Here is an 18,283-nt window from a genome sequence, read left to right on the forward strand (position 1 = left end):
TGCGACGAGCTGCCCACACCCTTGGGGACGTGTCCCGTTGACGGCGGTCGGACCGACCCGGAGAGTGGTAATCCCCCTCGAGGGGGCATCCGCGGGGACGCCGCGGCGCGGACCGGGGGGCCTGCATGAGCATCGACACCGCGGAGAACGGCCGGCGGGTGCCGTGGACGGACGTACTGCTGTCCGCGATCGCCTCCGTGAGCTGGGCGCTGATCGGCATGGCGGGAACCGCGGCACTCGGTCTGCATCTGCTGCAGGCCGATACGGCGGGTTCGCTCGGCCCGATGACCGCGGCCGTGGTCGCACTGGGCGCGAACGGGTCGGTCAAGCCGTCCGGGGACGTGTCCGCGTTCGGCCTCAAGGGGGCCGAGACGACCACCGCCATGGACATCACGCCCCTGGGTGTGGGGCTGGTGGGCGCACTGCTGCTGTGCTGGTTCTTCCTGCGCTCCCTGCGCACGGCCGGAGTTGTGGTCTCACCGGCCGAACTCCTCGCCCGGGCGGGCACGGTGGTCGTGCTCTTCGTGGCGATGCTGGGCGGTCTCGCCTGGGCCGGCCACGACGTCATCACCATCGACGGGGACGCGCTCGGACTGAACCGACTGCCCGGCACGGGCGGTGGCAAAGGCGTCGACATCCCCGGGCTCGGCGACATCGGGGGCCTGCTGCCGAGCCGGATCGGCGACCTCGTCGAGGCGAAGGCCGCGGTCGGCTTCACCGTCGACACGGTGCCCACATTGCTCGGGGGTGCGGCATGGGCCGCAGGCGTCCTCGTGATCGCCCTGCTCGCCTCCCGGCGCACTCCGCTCCCCCGCGGCTGGGAGGGGGTGCACCGTATGGTGCGTCCGGCCGTGTCCGCGCTGGTGACCGTGGTGCTCGTGGCGGTGGTCGCCGGCCTCGCGGCGGCGGCGTACGCGGCGATCGGCGACGACCATCCGGGGCGGATCGCGGGAGCCGCACTGCTCGGCGCGCCCAACGGGGTGTGGCTGGGCGTCCCGGTCGGCCTGTTCGTACCGTGGGACGGCAGGGCCACGGGCGAGCTGGCGAAGCTGCTGCCCGACCCGCTGGACCGGCTGCTGACCGTGCGCACGGACCAGCCGGTCACCCTGGGTCGCCTGGCCGAACTGGACGGCAAGGTATGGCTGCTCGCCCTCGCCGCGGCGCTCATGATGCTCTTCGCGGGCGTGCTGACCGCAGTGCGTACGCCGCTCGTACGAGCCGGTGATGCCGCGGTCGTACGGGGCCGGGCTCCGTCCGTCGCAGGCGGCCACGGTCCGCTCGGCCTCGCAGCACGCTGCGCACTTCGGCTCGGCGTCGTGACGGCCCTGGCACTGCCGCTGCTGGCGTGGCTGACGGATGTGTCGGTGGACGCCTCGCTGTCCGTGTTCGGATTCGACGCGTTCGGCGCCGGCATCGAGTTGCACGGGCATCTCGGCGTGGCCCTGCTGCTGGGTGCGGTCTGGGGCGCCGCAGCCGGAGCGGCGGGAGCGCTGCTCGCGTACGCGGCGGGGGCCGCGGGCAGCCGGGCGGCGCCCCTGGCGCGGGCCGCCGCGGGACGAGCGGCGACCGCGCCCTCGCCGACGGTGCCGCACGGCGCGGGCCCCTACGTACCCGGCAGGCCGCATCGCCCGCCCAACCCCGACACCAATCCCTATCTGCGGCTGCCCGAGGAACTGCGTGAGCCGCAGGACGCGCGGCCCCCTTCGGGCGGGCCGTCGTCCGCGACCGGGGACGTGTACGGCGCCCCCACGGTGGCCCGGCCGATCGAACCGCCACCCAGGCTCCCGCCGCCTCGTCCCCGGCGGACACGTTCGTCCTCGGACGACGGTCCGCCCCCGCCGCCTCCACCGCACCCGCCCAGGGGACCGAAAGGACGCGGCTGACCCGACCGGCGGCACGCCCGTGCCCGGCCGCCGTGTCGCCCCTGCGGACCTCCGCGCGCCTGTCTCCGCCGCTCAAGGCGTACGTCATCCGCCGGCCATGCACTGTTCCCCGTCCGCTGGTCGGACCGGAAACGCGGAAGGCACTGGGTGACGGATACGGTGGGAAGCACCATGAGCGCTTCGCAGACCTCCGATGCCCCCACGCTCCTTGTCAAGATCTTCGGCAAGGACCGGCCGGGCCTGACCGCAGGCTTGTTCGACACTCTGGCCGCCTACAGCGTCGACGTCGTCGACATCGAGCAGGTGGTCACCCGGGGCCGGATGGTGCTGTGCGCACTCGTGACCGTGCCCCCGTCCGGGCTCGAGGGTGATCTGCGGGCGACCGTCCACAGCTGGGCGGAGTCCGTGAAGATGCAGGCGGAGATCATCTCCGGCATCGGCGACAACCGTCCGCGGGGCCTCGGACGCTCCCTGGTCACTGTGCTCGGCCACCCGCTCACCGCGGAGTCGACGGCGGCCATCGCCGCCCGGATCGCCGCGACCGGCGGCAACATCGACCGTATCTTCCGGCTCGCCAAGTACCCCGTGACGGCCGTCGAGTTCGCCGTGTCCGGCGTGGAGACCGAGCCGCTGCGCACCGCGCTCGTGACCGACGCCGCGGCGCTCGGCGTCGACATCGCGGTCGTTGCGGCGGGTCTGCACCGTCGCGCGCAACGTCTGGTCGTCATGGACGTGGACTCGACGCTCATCCAGGACGAGGTCATCGAGCTGTTCGCGGCGCACGCCGGCTGTGAGGCGGAGGTCGCCGAGGTGACGGCGGCCGCCATGCGCGGCGAACTGGACTTCGAGCAGTCGCTGCACGCGCGCGTGGCTCTGCTCAAGGGGCTGGACGCGTCGGTGGTCGACAAGGTCCGCGCCGAGATCCGGCTCACTCCGGGCGCGCGCACCCTGATCCGTACGCTGAAGCGGCTCGGCTTCCAGGTGGGGGTCGTCTCGGGCGGGTTCACCCAGGTCACGGACGATCTGAAGGAGCGGCTCGGGCTCGACTTCGCGCAGGCCAACACGCTGGAGATCGTCGACGGGAGGCTGACGGGCAAGGTCGTCGGCGACATCGTGGACCGGGCGGGCAAGGCACGGTTGCTGCGCCGGTTCGCCGCCGAAGCGGGTGTACCGCTGGCGCAGACCGTGGCGATCGGTGACGGGGCCAACGACCTCGACATGCTGAACGCGGCCGGTCTGGGCGTCGCCTTCAACGCCAAGCCCGTCGTGCGGCAGGCCGCGCACACCGCGGTGAACTTCCCCTTCCTGGACACCGTCCTCTATCTGCTGGGCGTCACCCGCGAAGAGGTGGAGGCGGCGGACACGCAGGACGACCCTCACTGACCGCGCGCCTCACCGGCATGTGCCTCTACGTCGGCGGTGGCCCCGGAACCTGCGTGGAGGCCGGGGCCACCGCCGACGTTCCGTAGAGGTCAGTCGCTCGGCGACCAGAAGTCGATCAGCGTGGCCGTGCCCGGCTCGAGCGACTTCCACTCGGCGTCGAAACCGAGCACCGCGAAGGCGGCGGCCGGGAATCCGCGTCGGTCCATGTGCTCGCGGGCCTCCTTGTGGGCCGTCCCGGCGAGGACCTCGGCGAGACCCTGGATACCCGGGTTGTGGCCGATCAGGATCACGTTCCGGACGTCGTCGGACGTCTCGTCGAGCAAGGCGATCAGCTCGCCGGGCGAGGCCTCGTAGACCCGGTCCTCATAGACGGTTTTCGGCCGGTGCGGAAGCTCCTGGACCGCGAGCTTCCAGGTCTCGCGCGTGCGGATCGCGGTGGAGCAGAGGGCCAGATCGAAGGGGATGCCGGTGTCGGCCAGCTTGCGTCCGGCGACGGGCGCGTCCTTGCGGCCCCGGTCAGCGAGCGGGCGCTCGTGGTCGGGCACCTGCGGCCAGTCGGCCTTCGCATGCCGGAGGAGGACAATCCTGCGGGGTTCTGCGGAGCTCATGGGTCCCAGCTTCGCATGAAACAGGCCAGGGAGCGCAGGGAGTTGACGGCGCCGGCCGCGCGCCCGCGTCCGGGTGGCCGATTCGGTCGCCCGGCCGCGCTCACCTGGCAGGACGACACCGGCGACGGCGGGCGGTCGGTGCCGCCGGTGCCCCTCGGTGGGGCTCCGTCACGACACGTGGTGCGTCACGCTGTGCTGGACGCGCTCGACGAGGTGCCCGAGGGCGGGGTCGCCGCCGCCGCTAGCGTCGGACGGGTTGAGGATGAGCGCCAGCAGGACGATGAAGGCCAGCGTGGGCAGTGCGAGGGCCCACCAGGGCAGCCTGATGTCGACGCCGCCCGTGGTCGCCGGGCCGGGCCGGAAGTGCGTAGGGGCCGACATGCCTGCCTCCGTGGGTCTTCGGGTCCCGTGGTCCGCCCCTCGCGGCCACACCTCGAAGGTAGGGACTCATCGGCCCTCAACCCATCCGGTGATCCACCCACTTGCCCCTGACACTGGCCCCCTAGGGGATGGTGGGGCCAGCCCCACCCCCGGCCCGGGAGCACGCACCCGGCCCGGTGCCCCCTACACGGCTGAGCGGTGTGAACACCGTGGCACAGCGGGGTGCACGGACACCGGGCACCCGTCCGTCACGGTCGGCCGGCACCTTGGGTGGTACGACTCGGGGCCCCTCGGCGCCGCCGGCGGGCCGGCGCCCGGTCGACGTCCTCGGTCAGGGCGATGCGATCGTCGCGATGACGGCGATGATCACGAAGATGGCGAAGAACGTGCCGAAGACGAGCAGCATCTTCTTCTGGCCGTTCTTGGGGTTCGGGTCGAGCACGGGCATGCGGTCAGTCTCGCACTTCCGGGCCGCCGGGGTTCCGGCGGGGTCGGCGCCGGCCGCGGTTTCACCGTCCCGGCGCCCCCGCCATCTCGTCCTCCACCGTGCCGTTGCGGCCCGCCAGGACCCCCACCACGATCTGCGGCACCATCAGCCCCGCCATGAGTGCGAGCGGCAGGCCCCAGCCGCCGCTGCTCTGGTAGAGAACTCCGACCAGCAGCGGTCCGGGGATCGACAGCAGATACCCGGTGCTCTGCGCGAAGGCCGACAGCTTGGCCACCCCCGCGCTCGTGCGGGCGCGCATGCCCACCATGGTCAGCGCCAGCGGGAAGGCGCAGTTGGAGACGCCCAGCAGCACCGCCCACGCCCAGGCGCCGCCCGCCGGGGCCCAGTACAGGCCCGCGTATCCGGCGAGACCGCACACGCCGAGGGCGATCACGATCGGGCCCTGGTGCGGTAGCCGCGACGCCAGCCGCGGGATGACGAAGGCGAGCGGGACACCCATCACCATCGTGACGGCGAGGAGCACACCGGCCGTGCCCGCGGCCACCCCGGCGTCGCGGAAGATCTGTGCCATCCAGCCCATCGTGATGTAGGCGGCCGTCGCCTGGAGACCGAAGAAGACGGCCAGCGCCCATGCGGTTCGGCTGCGGACGATCCGCAGTCCGTCGTCGGGCTCGCCCCGGCCGGACGCGGCGGCGGGAGCGGCATCGTCCGCGGGAGCGGTGCCCGCGGGCCGCACGAAGGGGATCCACGGCAGGACCGCGACGGCCGAGAGCGCCGCCCAGACCGCGAGCCCGATGCGCCAGCTGCCGCCCAGCGCGTCCGTCAGGGGCACGGTGACCGCCGCGGCGGAGGCGGTGCCGAGGGCGAGCGCCATGGAGTACAGGCCGGTCATGGAGCCCACCCGGTCGGGGAACCAGCGCTTGACGATCACAGGCATCAGAACGTTGCTGACCGCGATGCCCATCAGCGCGAGCGCACTGCCGACCAGGAAGCCGGCCGTGCCGCCGAGGTAGGGGCGCAGAAGCAGCCCCGCGGTGATCGCGGCCATTCCGGCGCAGACCACGGCACCCGGTCCGAAGCGGCGGGCCAGCCGCGGCGCCATGATCCCGAAGACACCGAAGCAGAGCGGGGGCACCGAGGTGAGCAGTCCCGCCACGCCGCCGCTCATGCCGAGGCCGTCGCGCACCTCCTCCAGGAGGGCGCCGAGGCTGGTGATGGCGGGCCGCAGGTTGAGCGCGGTGAGCACGATGCCGACGACCAGGATGCGCAGTGTCCACGCCCGCGGGGCGGACGTCCCGCTCCCGCTCGCCGTCTTCGTGGTTCCCGTCGCCGTTCGGGCCGGGCCGCGCGTCGGTGCGGGCGTCGTCGTTCCGGTCTGCTCACTAGCCATGGGAGACATCATAGAATGATGGGATGATTGGCTGTCCACTCCCGCTGCGTTACGCTCCGGATCCTCCGGCCTCGCCACCAGGCCCGCACGAAGGACCGTCATGCCGCTGAGCCACCCCCGCCGATCCGCGCTGGCCGAGCAGGTCATCGCCGCGCTGCGGAACCAGATCACCTCGGGGGAATGGCCGGTGGGCTCCCGCATCCCCACCGAGCCCGAACTGGTCGAGCAGCTCGGGGTGGCCCGCAACACGGTGCGCGAGGCGGTCCGCGCACTGGCGCACAACGGTCTGCTGGACATCCGCCAGGGGTCGGGCACCTATGTGGTGGCGACCAGCGAACTCGCCGGCGTGATGCACCGGCGGTTCGCCGACGCCGACCGGGGCCACATCGCCGAACTCCGCTCCACCCTGGAGTCGGGAGCCGCAAAACTGGCCGCCGAGCGGCGGACCGAACGCGACCTCAAGCAACTCGACGCCCTCCTCGTACGCCGCCAGGAGGCCTGGGAGTCCGGGGACACCGAGGCGTTCGTGACCGCCGACGCCACCTTCCACATGGCGGTGGTGGCCGCGTCCCACAACGACGTGATGACGGCGATGTACGCGGATCTCGTCGAGGTGCTGCGGGACTGGCTGCGCGACGACGTCGGCGAGGAGCTGACGCCGGAGACCTACATGGACCACACACGGCTGGTGGACGCCGTCCGGACGGGCGACGCGGCCACGGCTGCGTCGGAGGCCGCGAGCTATCCGTTCGTGTGCCGTCCGGGGCGCCCGGGGCCCGCTTCCCGCTGACCGCCGCTCACCGGGCGTGCCCGACCCACGCCGAGCGCACGTTCTGCCAGCAGCGTCCGCTCAGCCGTACCGTCATCGCGGGCCCGGCCTCCACCGGGGCGGTGTCGGTGTCGATGTCCCACCAGCGGTCGCACTCGATGTGCAGACTGACGTGGTCGGTGTCGGGAAAGGGGTTGTGGCAGTAGGCCACGACGTCGGAGCCGATGACGCCGACGCGGCACTCGGCACCGAACGGCTGCGGGTCGGCGCTCTTCCCCGTGGTCACGTCCGTGTGCGGACCGGCCTGCACCACACCGGCCGGTGGCAGGGAGTCGTACGGCAGAACCGTCAGCAGCGCGAGGGCGAGGAAGGCCGGAGCGGAGCGGCGGGACAGACGCACAAGGGGACCTCCTGGGCCGTTCGCCTGCGGGGCGGTGCGTACTCCCAGCGTGCGTGCTGCACGGCCCGTGGGCCCGTGTCAGTTGCTCCGAACGGGCGACGCCCCGCTCCCCGCGCTTGCGGGGAGCGGGGCGTCGGCCCGGTACGCCGGGAGGCCCGTCGCGGTACGCGAGCGCTCGCGCGCTCGGCCGTCCGGCCTCGGAAAGGCTCAGGCGCCGATGGCGTGCAGACCGCCGTCCACGTGGATGATCTCGCCGGTGGTCTTCGGGAACCAGTCGCTGAGCAGGGCGACGATGCCCCGGCCGGCCGGCTCCGGGTCCTTGAGGTCCCACTCCAGCGGGGAGCGGTTGTCCCACACGGAGGCCAGCTCGCCGAAGCCCGGGATGGACTTGGCAGCCATGGAGCCGAGCGGGCCCGCGGAGATCAGGTTGCAGCGGATGTTCTGCTTGCCCAGGTCACGCGCGATGTAGCGGCTGGTGGCCTCCAGGGCGGCCTTGGCCGGGCCCATCCAGTCGTACTGCGGCCACGCGTACTGCGCGTCGAAGGTGAGGCCGACGACCGAGCCGCCGTTCTGCATCAGCGGCAGGCAGGCCATGGTCAGCGACTTCAGGGAGTACGCCGAGACGTGCATGGCGGTGGCCACGGACTCGAACGGCGTGTTCAGGAAGTTGCCGCCGAGGGCGTCCTGCGGGGCGAAGCCGATGGAGTGCACGACGCCGTCGAGACCGCCCAGCTCCTCGCCGACGATGTCGGCCAGGCGGCCGAGGTGCTCGTCGTTGGTCACGTCCAGCTCGATGACCTTGGTGGGCTTCGGGAGCTTCTTGGCGATGCGCTCGGTCAGCGTCGGCCGCGGGAACGCGGTCAGGATGATCTCGGCGCCCTGCTCCTGGGCCAGCTTCGCGGCGTGGAAGGCGATGGAGGACTCCATCAGCACACCGGAGATCAGGACGCGCTTGCCCTCGAGAATTCCGCTCATGGTGATCAGTGACCCATTCCCAGTCCGCCGTCAACGGGGATGACGGCTCCAGTGATGTACGAGGCGTCGTCGGAGGCGAGGAACCGCACCGTCGCGGCGATCTCCTCCGGCTTCGCGTACCGGCCGAGCGGCACCTGCGACACGATGTTCTGGCGCTGCTCGTCGGTGAGCACCTTGGTCATGTCCGTGTCGACGAAGCCGGGAGCGACGACGTTGAAGGTGATGTTGCGCGAGCCCAGTTCACGGGCGAGGGAACGGGCGAATCCGACCAGGCCGGCCTTTGAGGCGGCGTAGTTCGCCTGCCCGGCGGAGCCCAGCAGCCCCACGACCGACGAGACGAGCACCACGCGGCCCTTCTTGGCCCGCAGCATGGCGCGGTTGGCGCGCTTGACGACACGGAAGGTGCCGGTGAGGTTGGTGTCGAGGACCGAGGTGAAGTCCTCCTCCGACATCCGCATCAGAAGCTGGTCCTTGGTGACACCGGCGTTGGCGACCAGGACCTCGACCGGGCCGTGCTCGGCCTCGATCTCCTTGTAGGCCTGCTCCACCTGCTCGGTGTCGGTGATGTCGCACTTGACCGCCAGGAAGCCGGCCGGCGGCTCCCCCGAGCGGTATGTGATCGCGACCTTGTCGCCGGCGTCGGCGAACGCGCGGGCGATGGCGAGGCCGATGCCCCGGTTGCCTCCAGTGACGAGAACCGAGCGGCTCAACGGATCACCCTTTCGATAGCGGTCTGTAACCCCTGAAAGACATGCGCCTTCGTCGAAAACCTATCTGGCCGGGCCGCCGTGCGGAGAAGCGGGCACCGACAGTGACATACGGGAGTCGCTGTCGGATCCCTACAGAAGCGGGGCCGCCGGGCCGCCCGGGACCCGTCGCCGACCGCAAAGGTCCGGCCGCGCGGCGGAAAAGTGTGGTCCGGGCGCCCGCTCGCGCGACATGATCGGACCGACAGGCCACGACAGCAGGGAGACCTCGGTGCCTCATTCCATCGACGAAGCCTTCACGGCACTGCCGCTGCGGGCCCTGGCCGACGCCGCGCTGGCACGTGCGCGCTCGCTCGGGGCCGAGCACGCGGACTTCCGGTTCGAGCGGGTGCGCAGCGCCGCCTGGCGGTTGCGGGACGGCAGGCCCTCCGGGTCGTCGGACACCACCGACCTGGGCTACGCGGTACGGGTCGTGCACGGCGGGACCTGGGGCTTCGCCTCGGGTGTGGATCTGACGCCGGACGCGGCGGCCAAGGTCGCCTCCCAGGCGGTGGCGATGGCGAAGCTGTCGGCCCAGGTGATCAGGGCGGCGGGGTCCGGCTCGGGGGCACCGCCCACGCCTTCCGGGCAGTGGGGGAGGGTGGAGCTGGCGGCGGAGCCCGTGCACGCCGAGAAGACATGGGTCTCGTCGTACGACATCGACCCCTTCACCGTGCCCGACGAGGAGAAGACCGGGCTGCTGGCGGAGTTCAGCGCACGCCTGCTGGCGGCCGACGGCGTCAACCACGTCGACGCCTCGCTGCTCACCGTCCATGAGAACAAGTTCTATGCCGACACCGCCGGGACCGTGACCACACAGCAGCGCGTACGGCTGCATCCGCAGCTCACCGCGGTCTCGGTCGACGAGTCGACCGGCGAGTTCGACTCCATGCGCACCCTCGCGCCGCCGGTCGGCCGCGGCTGGGAGTACCTGACGGGCACCGGCTGGGACTGGGACTCGGAACTGGAGCGGATCCCCGCGCTGCTCGCCGAGAAGATGCGTGCGCCGAGCGTCGAGGCGGGTGTGTACGACCTGGTGGTCGACCCGTCCAACCTGTGGCTGACCATTCACGAGTCCATCGGGCACGCCACCGAGCTGGACCGGGCGCTCGGCTACGAGGCCGCCTACGCGGGCACCTCCTTCGCCACGTTCGACAAGCTGGGCAAGCTCAAGTACGGCTCCGAGCTGATGAACGTCACCGGTGACCGCACCGCCGAGCACGGCCTCGCGACGATCGGATACGACGACGAGGGCGTCGAGGGACAGTCCTGGGACCTGGTCAAGGACGGGACGCTGGTGGGGTACCAGCTGGACCGCCGCATCGCGAGGCTGACCGGGTTCGAGCGGTCCAACGGCTGCGCGTACGCCGACTCGCCCGGGCACGTGCCGGTACAGCGCATGGCCAACGTCTCGCTTCAGCCGGATCCGGGCGGGCTGTCCACCGAGGATCTGATCGGTGGCGTGGACCGCGGCATCTACGTCGTCGGGGACCGCTCCTGGTCCATCGACATGCAGCGCTACAACTTCCAGTTCACCGGTCAGCGGTTCTTCAAGATCGAGAACGGTCGCATCACGGGTCAGCTGCGCGACGTCGCCTACCAGGCGACGACCACCGACTTCTGGGGTTCCATGACGGCCGTCGGCGGTCCGCAGACCTATGTCCTCGGCGGTGCCTTCAACTGCGGCAAGGCCCAGCCCGGCCAGGTCGCGGCCGTCTCGCACGGCTGCCCGTCGGCCCTCTTCAAGGGCGTCAACATTCTGAACACCACGCAGGAGGCCGGACGATGACCGCCCGTACCGACAAGCCGCACGAGATCGTCGAGCGCACCCTCGAACTGTCCCGCGCGGACGGGTGCGTCGTCATCGCCGACGAGCACTCCACCGCCAATCTGCGCTGGGCGGGCAACGCGCTCACCACGAACGGGGTGACCCGCGGACGCACCCTCACCGTCATCGCGACCGTCGACGGCAAGGAGGGCACCGCGTCCGGTGTCGTCTCCCGTTCCGCCGTCACCGCGGGCGAGCTGGAGTCCCTGGTACGGGCCGCGGAGGCCGCCGCACACGGCGCCGGACCGGCGGAGGACGCGAATCCGCTGGTGACGGGGGTGCCCGAGTCCCCGGACTTCACGGACGCCCCCGCCGAGACCTCGTCCGCCGTCTTCACCGACTTCGCCCCGGCGCTGGGCGAGTCGTTCGCACGCGCGCGTGCCGGCGGCCGTGAGCTGTACGGCTTCGCCAACCACGAGCTCGTCTCCACCTACCTCGCCACGTCTGCCGGACTGCGCCTGCGCCACGACCAGCCCAACGGCACCCTGGAGCTCAACGCCAAGTCCCCGGACCGTACGCGCTCGGCCTGGGCCGGCCGCTCGACCCGCGACTTCAAGGACGTCGACCCGGCGGCGATGGACGCGGAGCTGGCCCGGCGGCTGGGGTGGGCGGAGCGCAGGATCGAGCTGCCCGCGGGCCGGTACGAGACGCTGCTGCCCCCGACCGCCGTCGCCGACCTGCTGATCTACCAGATGTGGTCCGCGGCGGCCCGGGACGCGGCCGAGGGCCGCACGGTGTTCAGCCGGACCGGTGGCGGCACACGCGTCGGCGAGAGGCTCTCCGAGCTGCCGCTGACGCTGCGCAGCGATCCCCATGAGCCCGGCCTGGAGACGGCGCCCTTCGTCGTCGCGCACGCCTCCGGCGACGACGCATCGGTGTTCGACAACGGACTGCCGCTCGAGGCCACCGAGTGGATCCGCGGCGGCGAGCTGAAGCACCTGACGGCCACGCGGCACAGCGCGGGCCTGACCGGCCTTCCGGTCACACCGTCGATCGGGAACCTGATCCTCGACGGGGGCTCCGACCGGTCCCTGGAGGAGATGGTCGCGAACACCGAGCGCGGGCTGCTGCTGACCTGCCTGTGGTACATCCGCGAGGTGGACCCGGCGACGCTGCTGCTCACCGGCCTGACCCGGGACGGCGTCTACCTCGTGGAGAACGGCGAGGTCGCGGGCGAGGTCAACAACTTCCGCTTCAACGAGTCCCCGGTCGACCTGCTGGGCCGGGCGACGGAGGCGGGGCGCACGGAGAAGACCCTGCCGCGCGAATGGAGCGACTGGTTCACCCGCGCCGCGATGCCCCCGGTGCGGGTGCCCGATTTCAACATGAGTTCAGTCAGTCAGGGCGTATAACCTCGTATTCGGCTGTCACCAGACCGCCGAGGATCATCCAAGGAGACACGAGAACCGTGACGGACATCGTCGACGAACTGAAGTGGCGCGGGCTGATCGCCCTCTCCACGGACGAGGACGCATTGCGCAAGGCGTTCGCGGACGGTCCCGTCACGTTCTATTGCGGCTTCGACCCGACCGCGCCCAGCCTGCACCTCGGCAACCTCGTGCAGATCCTGACGATGCGCCGCATCCAGCAGGCCGGCAACCGCCCGCTGGGCCTGGTCGGGGGTGCGACGGGCCTGATCGGCGACCCCAAGCCGACCGCGGAGCGCACGCTGAACGACCCCGAGGTGGTGGCCGGCTGGGTGGCGCGGCTGCGCGGCCAGATCGAGAAGTTCCTCGACTTCGAGGGGCCGAACGCCGCGACCATGGTGAACAACCTCGACTGGACGCAGGGGCTGTCGGCCATCGACTTCCTGCGGGACATCGGCAAGCACTTCCGGGTCAACAAGATGATCACGAAGGAGGCCGTCGCCCGGCGGCTGCACTCGGACGCGGGCATCAGCTACACGGAGTTCAGCTACCAGATCCTGCAGGGCATGGACTTCCTGGAGCTGTACCGCCGGTACGGCTGCACGCTGCAGACCGGCGGCAGCGACCAGTGGGGCAACCTCACCGCGGGTGCTGACCTGATCCACAAGGTCGAGCCGCACGTCGCGGTGCACGCCCTGGCCACCCCGCTGATCACCAAGGCGGACGGCACCAAGTTCGGCAAGACGGAGTCCGGCACGGTCTGGCTCGACCCGGAGCTGACCACGCCGTACGCCTTCTACCAGTTCTGGCTGAACGCCGACGACCGGGACATCTCGAAGTTCCTGCGCATCTTCAGCTTCAGGTCCCACGCCGAGATCGAGGAACTGGAGCAGCAGACCCTGGAGCGGCCCCAGGCCCGTGCCGCGCAGCGTGCGCTGGCCGAGGAGCTGACCACGCTGGTGCACGGTGCCGATCAGACGGACGCCGTCATCGCGGCGTCCAAGGCCCTCTTCGGGCAGGGCGAGCTGGCCGAGCTCGACGAGAGCACGCTGGCCGCGGCCCTGTCCGAGCTGCCGTACGTCCGGGTCGCCGAGCTCGGGCCGGTCGTGGACCTGTTCGCCGAGGTCGGCCTGGTGGCCAGCAAGTCGGCCGCGCGGCGCACGGTGAAGGAGGGCGGCGCCTACGTGAACAACGTCAAGGTGGCCGCCGAGGACGCCGTCCCCGCCGGGGAGGACCTGCTCCACGGCCGCTGGCTGGTGCTGCGGCGCGGCAAGAAGAACCTCGCCGCGGTGGAGGTCACGAGCGCCTGATCCGCGCCCGTACGCCACGGGGGGAGGGGGCGGTCCCGTCGGGACCGCCCCCTCCCCCGGTGGCGTCAGGCCCGCTCCCTGTGCCGGCTCCCCTTCATCGTGGTGTACGCCATCTCGCCCAGGAACACGAGGACGATCGCCGCTGCGAGCTGGAGGCCGTGGCGGCCCCAGTCGATGCCGCGGGTCTCCGCGATGCCGATGGACCGGGCGATCGCGTTGCCGATGATGCCGCCGATCAGGCCCATGAGGGTGGTCAGCCACAGCGGGCTGTGCTGTTTGCCCGGCAGGATGAGCTTGGCCAGCAGGCCCAGCACGAATCCGACGATGATCGCCCACAACCAGCCCATGGCTGCCTCCTCGTACGGCTCGACGTGAGCATTACGCCCAGTGTCGGACCGTGCGCCGTACGGCGCATGTCGGATACCCCCGTCCGCGGGACTGCGCGGTGCCGTCAGCGGGACAGCAGGCGCCCCGGTCTCGAATGCGACGCAGCCGCGGCGTAACGTTGTCGGTGTCCGGACCCGGCCGCTGGCCCGGGGCGGACCAGGTTCGGGCCGGGGAGAGCCCGGGGCAGGCGGGTGGTGGAACATGCGGAAGCTGAACAACGGCGGTCACGCCCCGGTATTCCGGATCACCGGTGCCCGGCAGGGTCTTGCGGACGACGTGCGCGCCCGGCAGCGCCGCTACATCATCTCGATGAGCGTGCGCACGGTGTCGGTGATCCTCGCGGCCACGCTGTGGAACGTCTCCAGGCCGGTCGCCGTCGTCGCGCTGATCCTGGGGGCCGTCCTCCCCTATGTCGCCGTCGTCATCGCCAACGCCGGACGGGAGAACGCACCGTCGCTCCCGTCGACTTTCGTCAGTGCGCCCATGCGTCCGATGATCGCCCCCTCGCAGAACGAGGAATCCTCGCAACCGGAGGATTCCGGTCGTGGGCACGACGCCGCAGACCCTCTCCAGGATGGCGTCGAGGCCGACTTCACAGCGGGTGTCCGAAGCGAGCCGCACGAGCGGGCCTGAGCCGCCGGAGGGCCCTTCCCGGGCGGAATCGCACCCCCTGCCAAGCTCAGGAAAAGCTCAGATCAATCATGTAGTTCCAGTGCCGGGCGGCGGGTCACCCGTGACATACTCCCTATGCGCTCCGCATCCCCCGTCGGAGCGACGGACCGACGCCGGGCAGCTCCCCCCGTGGCTGCTCGGCGTCGCCTTTTCCCGGCGCGCTAGGGTCATGGGTGTGATGGGACCTGACCCCGATTCGCCCATGTGTTCCGCCAAGGGCTGCCGTGCGGACGCCGTATGGGTGCTCGCCTGGAACAACCCGAAGCTGCACACGCCCGAGCGCCGCAAGACATGGCTCGCGTGCGACGAGCACCGCGAGCACCTGTCGCAATTCCTCGGCGTACGGGGATTCCTGAAGGACGTTGTGCGACTCGAGGACTGGGAGTCCCACAACACCGACTCGCACGCGGGCTGAATCAGCCGCCGATCGCCGACATCGGCCGCTCGGGCTGCAGGAACGACGGGTCGTCCAGCCCGGAACCGGCCTTCTTGCCCCACATCGCGAGCCGCCAGACACGGGCGATCTCCTCGTCGGGGGCCCCGGAGCGCAGGGCCTCCCGCAGGTCGGTCTCCTCGGTGGCGAACAGGCATGTCCGTATCTGGCCGTCGGCCGTCAGCCGGGTACGGTCGCAGGCCGCGCAGAACGGGCGCGTGACCGAGGCGATCACACCGACACGGTGCGGGCCGCCGTCCACGATCCAGCGCTCGGCCGGGGCGGAACCGCGCTCCCGGTCGCCCTCGGGGGTCAGTTCGAAGCGGGTGCGGAGCGAGGCCAGGATGTCGGCCGCGGTGACCATGCCCTCGCGCTTCCATCCGTGCTGGGCGTCCAGCGGCATCTGCTCGATGAAGCGCAGTTCATAGCCGTGTTCGACCGCCCAGGCCAGCAGGTCCGGGGCCTCGTCGTGGTTCAGCCCGGGCATCAGGACGGTGTTGACCTTGACCGGGGTCAGGCCCGCGTCATGGGCGGCCCGCAGCCCCTCGATGACGTCCTTGTGCCGGTCCCGGCGTGTGAGGGCCTTGAAGACATCGGGGCGCAGGGTGTCCAGGGAGACGTTCACCCGGTCCAGGCCCGCCGCCTTCAGTGCCGCGGCCGTGCGCTTGAGGCCGATGCCGTTCGTGGTGAGGGACATCCGGGGGCGGGAGGCCAGCCCGGCGATCCTCTCCACGATGCCGACCAGCCCGGGGCGCAGCAGCGGCTCGCCACCCGTGAAGCGGACCTCCTCGATACCGAGGGAGGTGACCGCGATGTCGATCAGGCGCACGATCTCGTCGTCACTGAGCAGGTCGGGCTTGGCCAGCCACTGCAGGCCCTCCTCGGGCATGCAGTACGTGCACCTCAGATTGCACCGGTCGGTCAGCGAGACCCGCAGATCGGTGGCAACCCGGCCGTAGGTGTCGATGAGCACGTGAGCCCCCTCCCTCGTCGCGGATCACACACTTCTCGTTACATGCGAGCCTACGTGACCCCGCCGACATCAGCAGCGACCGGATTCACCGGACATGACGCGGCCGCGTCGTAGATCCCTACGACGCGGCCGCGTCACGGTGCGGTCAGTGCGCTCCGGTGCCGGTCAGGGAGCGGACCTCCAACTCCGCGTACTTGCCCGCGTCCGGCTCCTCCTTCGACAGATACGTGCCGAGAATGCCCAGCAGGAAGCCGACCGGGATCGAGATGATGCCCGGGTTCTCCAGCGGGAACCAATGGAAGTCGACGTCCGGGAACATCGACGTCTCCTTGCCGGACACCACCGGCGAGAACAGCACCAGGCCGACGGCGGTGACCAGGCCGCCGTAGATCGACCACAGGGCGCCGCTGGTGGTGAAGCGCTTCCAGAACAGGCTGTAGAGGATGGTCGGGAGGTTGGCGGAGGCGGCGACGGCGAAGGCCAGGGCGACCAGTCCCGCCACGTTCAGATCGCGGGCGAGGGCACCGAGGACGATGGACACGGCGCCGATGCCGACCGTCGCCCAGCGCGCCGCGTTCAACTCCTGCTTCTCGTCGGCCTTCCCCTTCTTGATGACGTTGGCGTAGATGTCGTGCGCGAACGACGAGGACGAGGCCAGGGTCAGTCCCGCGACGACTGCGAGGATCGTGGCGAAGGCGACCGCGGAGATGCTGGCCAGCAGGATCGCGCCCCAACTGGAGTCGACGCCGCCCAGATGCAGGGCGAGCAGGGGCGCGGCCGTGTTGCCCGCCTTGTTGGAGGCGATGATCTCGTCCGGCTTGATCAGGGCCGCGGCCCCGAAGCCGAGGGCGAGCGTCATCAGGTAGAAGGCGCCGATGAGGCCGATCGCCCAGTTCACCGACTTCCGGGCGGCCTTGGCGGTGGGCACCGTGTAGAAGCGGATCAGGATGTGCGGCAGGCCGGCGGTGCCGAGGACCAGGGCGATGCCCAGGGAGATGAAGTCGAGCTTGGTCGTGCCGGTGGCACCGTATTTGAGACCGGGCTCCAGGAAGGCCGCGCCCTTGCCGCTGTTGCTGGCGGCCTTGCCGAGCAGGTCCGAGAGGTTGAAGTTGAACTTCAGCAGCACCAGGAAGGTCAGCAGCAGCGCGCCCGCGATCAGCAGGACCGCCTTGACCATCTGCACCCAGGTGGTGCCCTTCATGCCGCCGATGGTGACGTACACGATCATCAGGACGCCGACGAGTGCGACGATGCCGACCTTGCCGCCGTCGCTGGTGATGCCGAGCAGCAGCGAGACCAGGACGCCCGCACCCGCCATCTGGGCCAGCAGATAGAAGATCGACACGACGATCGTGGAGGTGCCGGCCGCGGTGCGGACCGGACGCTGCCGCATGCGGTAGGCCAGTACGTCGCCCATGGTGTAGCGGCCGGAGTTGCGCAGCGGCTCGGCGACCAGGAGCAGGGCCACCAGCCAGGCGACCAGGAACCCGATGGAGTACAGGAAGCCGTCGTAGCCGGCGAGGGCGATCGCGCCCGCGATACCGAGGAAGGACGCGGCGGACATGTAGTCGCCGGAGACGGCCAGGCCGTTCTGGAAGGCGGTGAACTGGCGGCCGCCCGCGTAGAAGTCGACGGCGTTCTTGGTCTGGCGGCCCGCCCACACGGTGATGACGAGGGTCGCGGCGACGAACACCGCGAACAGGGTGATGATCAGCGGCCGGTGCTCGCTCGCCTCACCGGCGGCCATGACGAGTGTGGGGCTCATGCGTCGTGCTCCATCCGGGACTTGATGGCCGCGGCCTTGGGGTCGAGCTTGGCGGCGGCGTGCCGCGAGTACCACCACGCGATCAGGAACGTGGTGAGGAACTGGGCGAGGCCGAGCACCAGGGCGACGTTGATGTTGCCGAAGAGCTTGGTGCCCATGAATCCGCCCGCGTAGTTGGACAGCAGGACGTAGACCAGGTACCAGGCGATGAACGCCACGGTCAGCGGGAAGGCGAACGAGCGGTGGGAGCGGCGCAGTTCGCCGAACTCGGCGCCTTCCTGGACCGCCCTGAACTCCTCGGTGGACGGCAGTTCGTGTCCGGCCCTCGAGGGGGGAGGTGCGTCTGTGGCCACGGAGTCTCCTCGCGTTACGGGTGCGATCACAGTGATGTGGATCACATAGCCGAGTGCGACCGTAGCGCTCCGTCTCGTGATCCGGCAGGGGGCGCCGATCGTCCTGGAGCTCCCTGCACAGGCTCACGGCGCCGGGGGTGGGCCGGTTCAACTTCTCTTTACTTCTTTCGTACCTCGTTCCCGGAAGTCATTGCTGACGAGCCGCGACGGCG

19 protein-coding genes are annotated in these 18,283 nt (G+C 70.8%); 8 read left to right on the plus strand and 11 right to left on the minus strand.

All coding sequences use genetic code 11. From position 1 onward, the window contains the following. The first annotated feature begins 125 nt into the window (after window positions 1-125). Window positions 126-1,883, plus strand: coding sequence for a streptophobe family protein (locus tag ADL25_RS17450; protein WP_059128671.1), 1,758 nt, complete (start codon window positions 126-128; stop codon window positions 1,881-1,883). 171 nt (window positions 1,884-2,054) lie between these two features. After that, window positions 2,055-3,266, plus strand: coding sequence for a phosphoserine phosphatase SerB (gene serB / locus ADL25_RS17455; RefSeq protein WP_059128672.1), 1,212 nt, complete (start codon window positions 2,055-2,057; stop codon window positions 3,264-3,266). Window positions 3,267-3,355: 89 nt separating this feature from the next. Here serB and ADL25_RS17460 read toward each other — a convergent pair whose 3' ends face one another. The 4 genes from ADL25_RS17460 to ADL25_RS17470 all read right to left on the minus strand — a co-directional run bounded on the left by ADL25_RS17460 (window position 3,356) and on the right by ADL25_RS17470 (window position 6,105). Continuing rightward, window positions 3,356-3,874, minus strand: a complete 519-nt coding sequence (locus ADL25_RS17460) for a SixA phosphatase family protein (RefSeq protein ID WP_059128673.1) — start codon at window positions 3,872-3,874, stop codon at window positions 3,356-3,358. 168 nt (window positions 3,875-4,042) lie between these two features. Then, entirely contained in the window at window positions 4,043-4,255 is a 213-nt protein-coding gene (locus ADL25_RS17465; RefSeq protein WP_059128674.1) for a hypothetical protein, read from the minus strand. Between the two features lie 331 nt (window positions 4,256-4,586). Further along, complete coding sequence (locus tag ADL25_RS51550) at window positions 4,587-4,703, minus strand: SGM_5486 family transporter-associated protein (RefSeq protein WP_107116635.1); 117 nt, start codon at window positions 4,701-4,703, stop codon at window positions 4,587-4,589. A 61-nt stretch (window positions 4,704-4,764) separates the two neighbouring features. Further along, the gene (locus ADL25_RS17470; RefSeq protein ID WP_079050427.1) at window positions 4,765-6,105 is read right to left on the minus strand and encodes a CynX/NimT family MFS transporter; all 1,341 of its coding nucleotides are present in this window, start codon (window positions 6,103-6,105) and stop codon (window positions 4,765-4,767) included. 88 nt (window positions 6,106-6,193) lie between these two features. Here ADL25_RS17470 and ADL25_RS17475 point away from each other — a divergent pair, with 88 nt between their 5' ends. Next, entirely contained in the window at window positions 6,194-6,883 is a 690-nt protein-coding gene (locus ADL25_RS17475) for a FadR/GntR family transcriptional regulator (RefSeq protein ID WP_059128676.1), read from the plus strand. Window positions 6,884-6,890: 7 nt separating this feature from the next. Here the strand turns inward: ADL25_RS17475 and ADL25_RS17480 are convergent, their stop codons facing one another. From ADL25_RS17480 to fabG, 3 genes are all read right to left on the minus strand, one after another. Further along, window positions 6,891-7,262 (minus strand): hypothetical protein, encoded by a 372-nt coding sequence (locus ADL25_RS17480; RefSeq protein ID WP_059128677.1) that lies wholly within the window; start codon window positions 7,260-7,262, stop codon window positions 6,891-6,893. A 207-nt stretch (window positions 7,263-7,469) separates the two neighbouring features. Next, window positions 7,470-8,237 carry an enoyl-ACP reductase FabI gene (gene fabI, locus ADL25_RS17485; protein ID WP_059128678.1) on the minus strand — a complete coding sequence of 256 codons (768 nt, stop codon included), beginning with the start codon at window positions 8,235-8,237 and terminating at the stop codon, window positions 7,470-7,472. 5 nt (window positions 8,238-8,242) lie between these two features. Continuing rightward, entirely contained in the window at window positions 8,243-8,947 is a 705-nt protein-coding gene (fabG, locus tag ADL25_RS17490; protein WP_059128679.1) for a 3-oxoacyl-[acyl-carrier-protein] reductase, read from the minus strand. 229 nt (window positions 8,948-9,176) lie between these two features. On the opposite strand from fabG, the gene ADL25_RS17495 reads away from it, so the two are divergent. Genes ADL25_RS17495 through tyrS form a run of 3 tightly spaced genes read left to right on the plus strand, consistent with a single transcriptional unit; the run spans window position 9,177 to window position 13,488 of the window. Next, on the plus strand, window positions 9,177-10,772 hold the full coding sequence (locus tag ADL25_RS17495; RefSeq protein WP_416070685.1) for a TldD/PmbA family protein: 1,596 nt from the start codon (window positions 9,177-9,179) through the stop codon (window positions 10,770-10,772). Then, on the plus strand, window positions 10,769-12,163 hold the full coding sequence (locus tag ADL25_RS17500; RefSeq protein WP_059128680.1) for a TldD/PmbA family protein: 1,395 nt from the start codon (window positions 10,769-10,771) through the stop codon (window positions 12,161-12,163). Before ADL25_RS17495 ends, ADL25_RS17500 begins: the two co-directional genes overlap by 4 nt. Window positions 12,164-12,219: 56 nt before the next feature. Continuing rightward, a complete protein-coding gene (gene tyrS / locus ADL25_RS17505) occupies window positions 12,220-13,488 on the plus strand; it encodes a tyrosine--tRNA ligase (RefSeq protein WP_059128681.1) in 1,269 nt (422 codons plus the stop codon). A gap of 65 nt (window positions 13,489-13,553) precedes the next feature. Here tyrS and ADL25_RS17510 read toward each other — a convergent pair whose 3' ends face one another. Next, window positions 13,554-13,835, minus strand: a complete 282-nt coding sequence (locus tag ADL25_RS17510; RefSeq protein WP_059128682.1) for a GlsB/YeaQ/YmgE family stress response membrane protein — start codon at window positions 13,833-13,835, stop codon at window positions 13,554-13,556. A 241-nt stretch (window positions 13,836-14,076) separates the two neighbouring features. On the opposite strand from ADL25_RS17510, the gene ADL25_RS17515 reads away from it, so the two are divergent. Beyond that, complete coding sequence (locus ADL25_RS17515) at window positions 14,077-14,508, plus strand: DUF3099 domain-containing protein (protein ID WP_059128683.1); 432 nt, start codon at window positions 14,077-14,079, stop codon at window positions 14,506-14,508. 241 nt (window positions 14,509-14,749) lie between these two features. Further along, entirely contained in the window at window positions 14,750-14,962 is a 213-nt protein-coding gene (locus tag ADL25_RS17520; protein WP_402524610.1) for a hypothetical protein, read from the plus strand. 1 nt (window position 14,963) lies between these two features. On the opposite strand, the gene moaA is transcribed toward ADL25_RS17520, so the two are convergent. From moaA to ADL25_RS17535, 3 genes are all read right to left on the minus strand, one after another. After that, the gene (gene moaA, locus ADL25_RS17525) at window positions 14,964-15,953 is read right to left on the minus strand and encodes a GTP 3',8-cyclase MoaA (protein WP_059128685.1); all 990 of its coding nucleotides are present in this window, start codon (window positions 15,951-15,953) and stop codon (window positions 14,964-14,966) included. A gap of 145 nt (window positions 15,954-16,098) precedes the next feature. Beyond that, window positions 16,099-17,718 (minus strand): cation acetate symporter, encoded by a 1,620-nt coding sequence (locus ADL25_RS17530; protein WP_059128686.1) that lies wholly within the window; start codon window positions 17,716-17,718, stop codon window positions 16,099-16,101. Continuing rightward, window positions 17,715-18,071 (minus strand): DUF485 domain-containing protein, encoded by a 357-nt coding sequence (locus ADL25_RS17535; protein WP_059128687.1) that lies wholly within the window; start codon window positions 18,069-18,071, stop codon window positions 17,715-17,717. The genes ADL25_RS17530 and ADL25_RS17535 overlap by 4 nt, the downstream gene beginning before the upstream one ends. Between the last annotated feature and the right edge of the window lie 212 nt (window positions 18,072-18,283).

Source organism: Streptomyces sp. NRRL F-5122 (genome assembly GCF_001507435.1).
Taxonomy (GTDB): Bacteria; Actinomycetota; Actinomycetes; order Streptomycetales; family Streptomycetaceae; genus Streptomyces; species Streptomyces lannensis.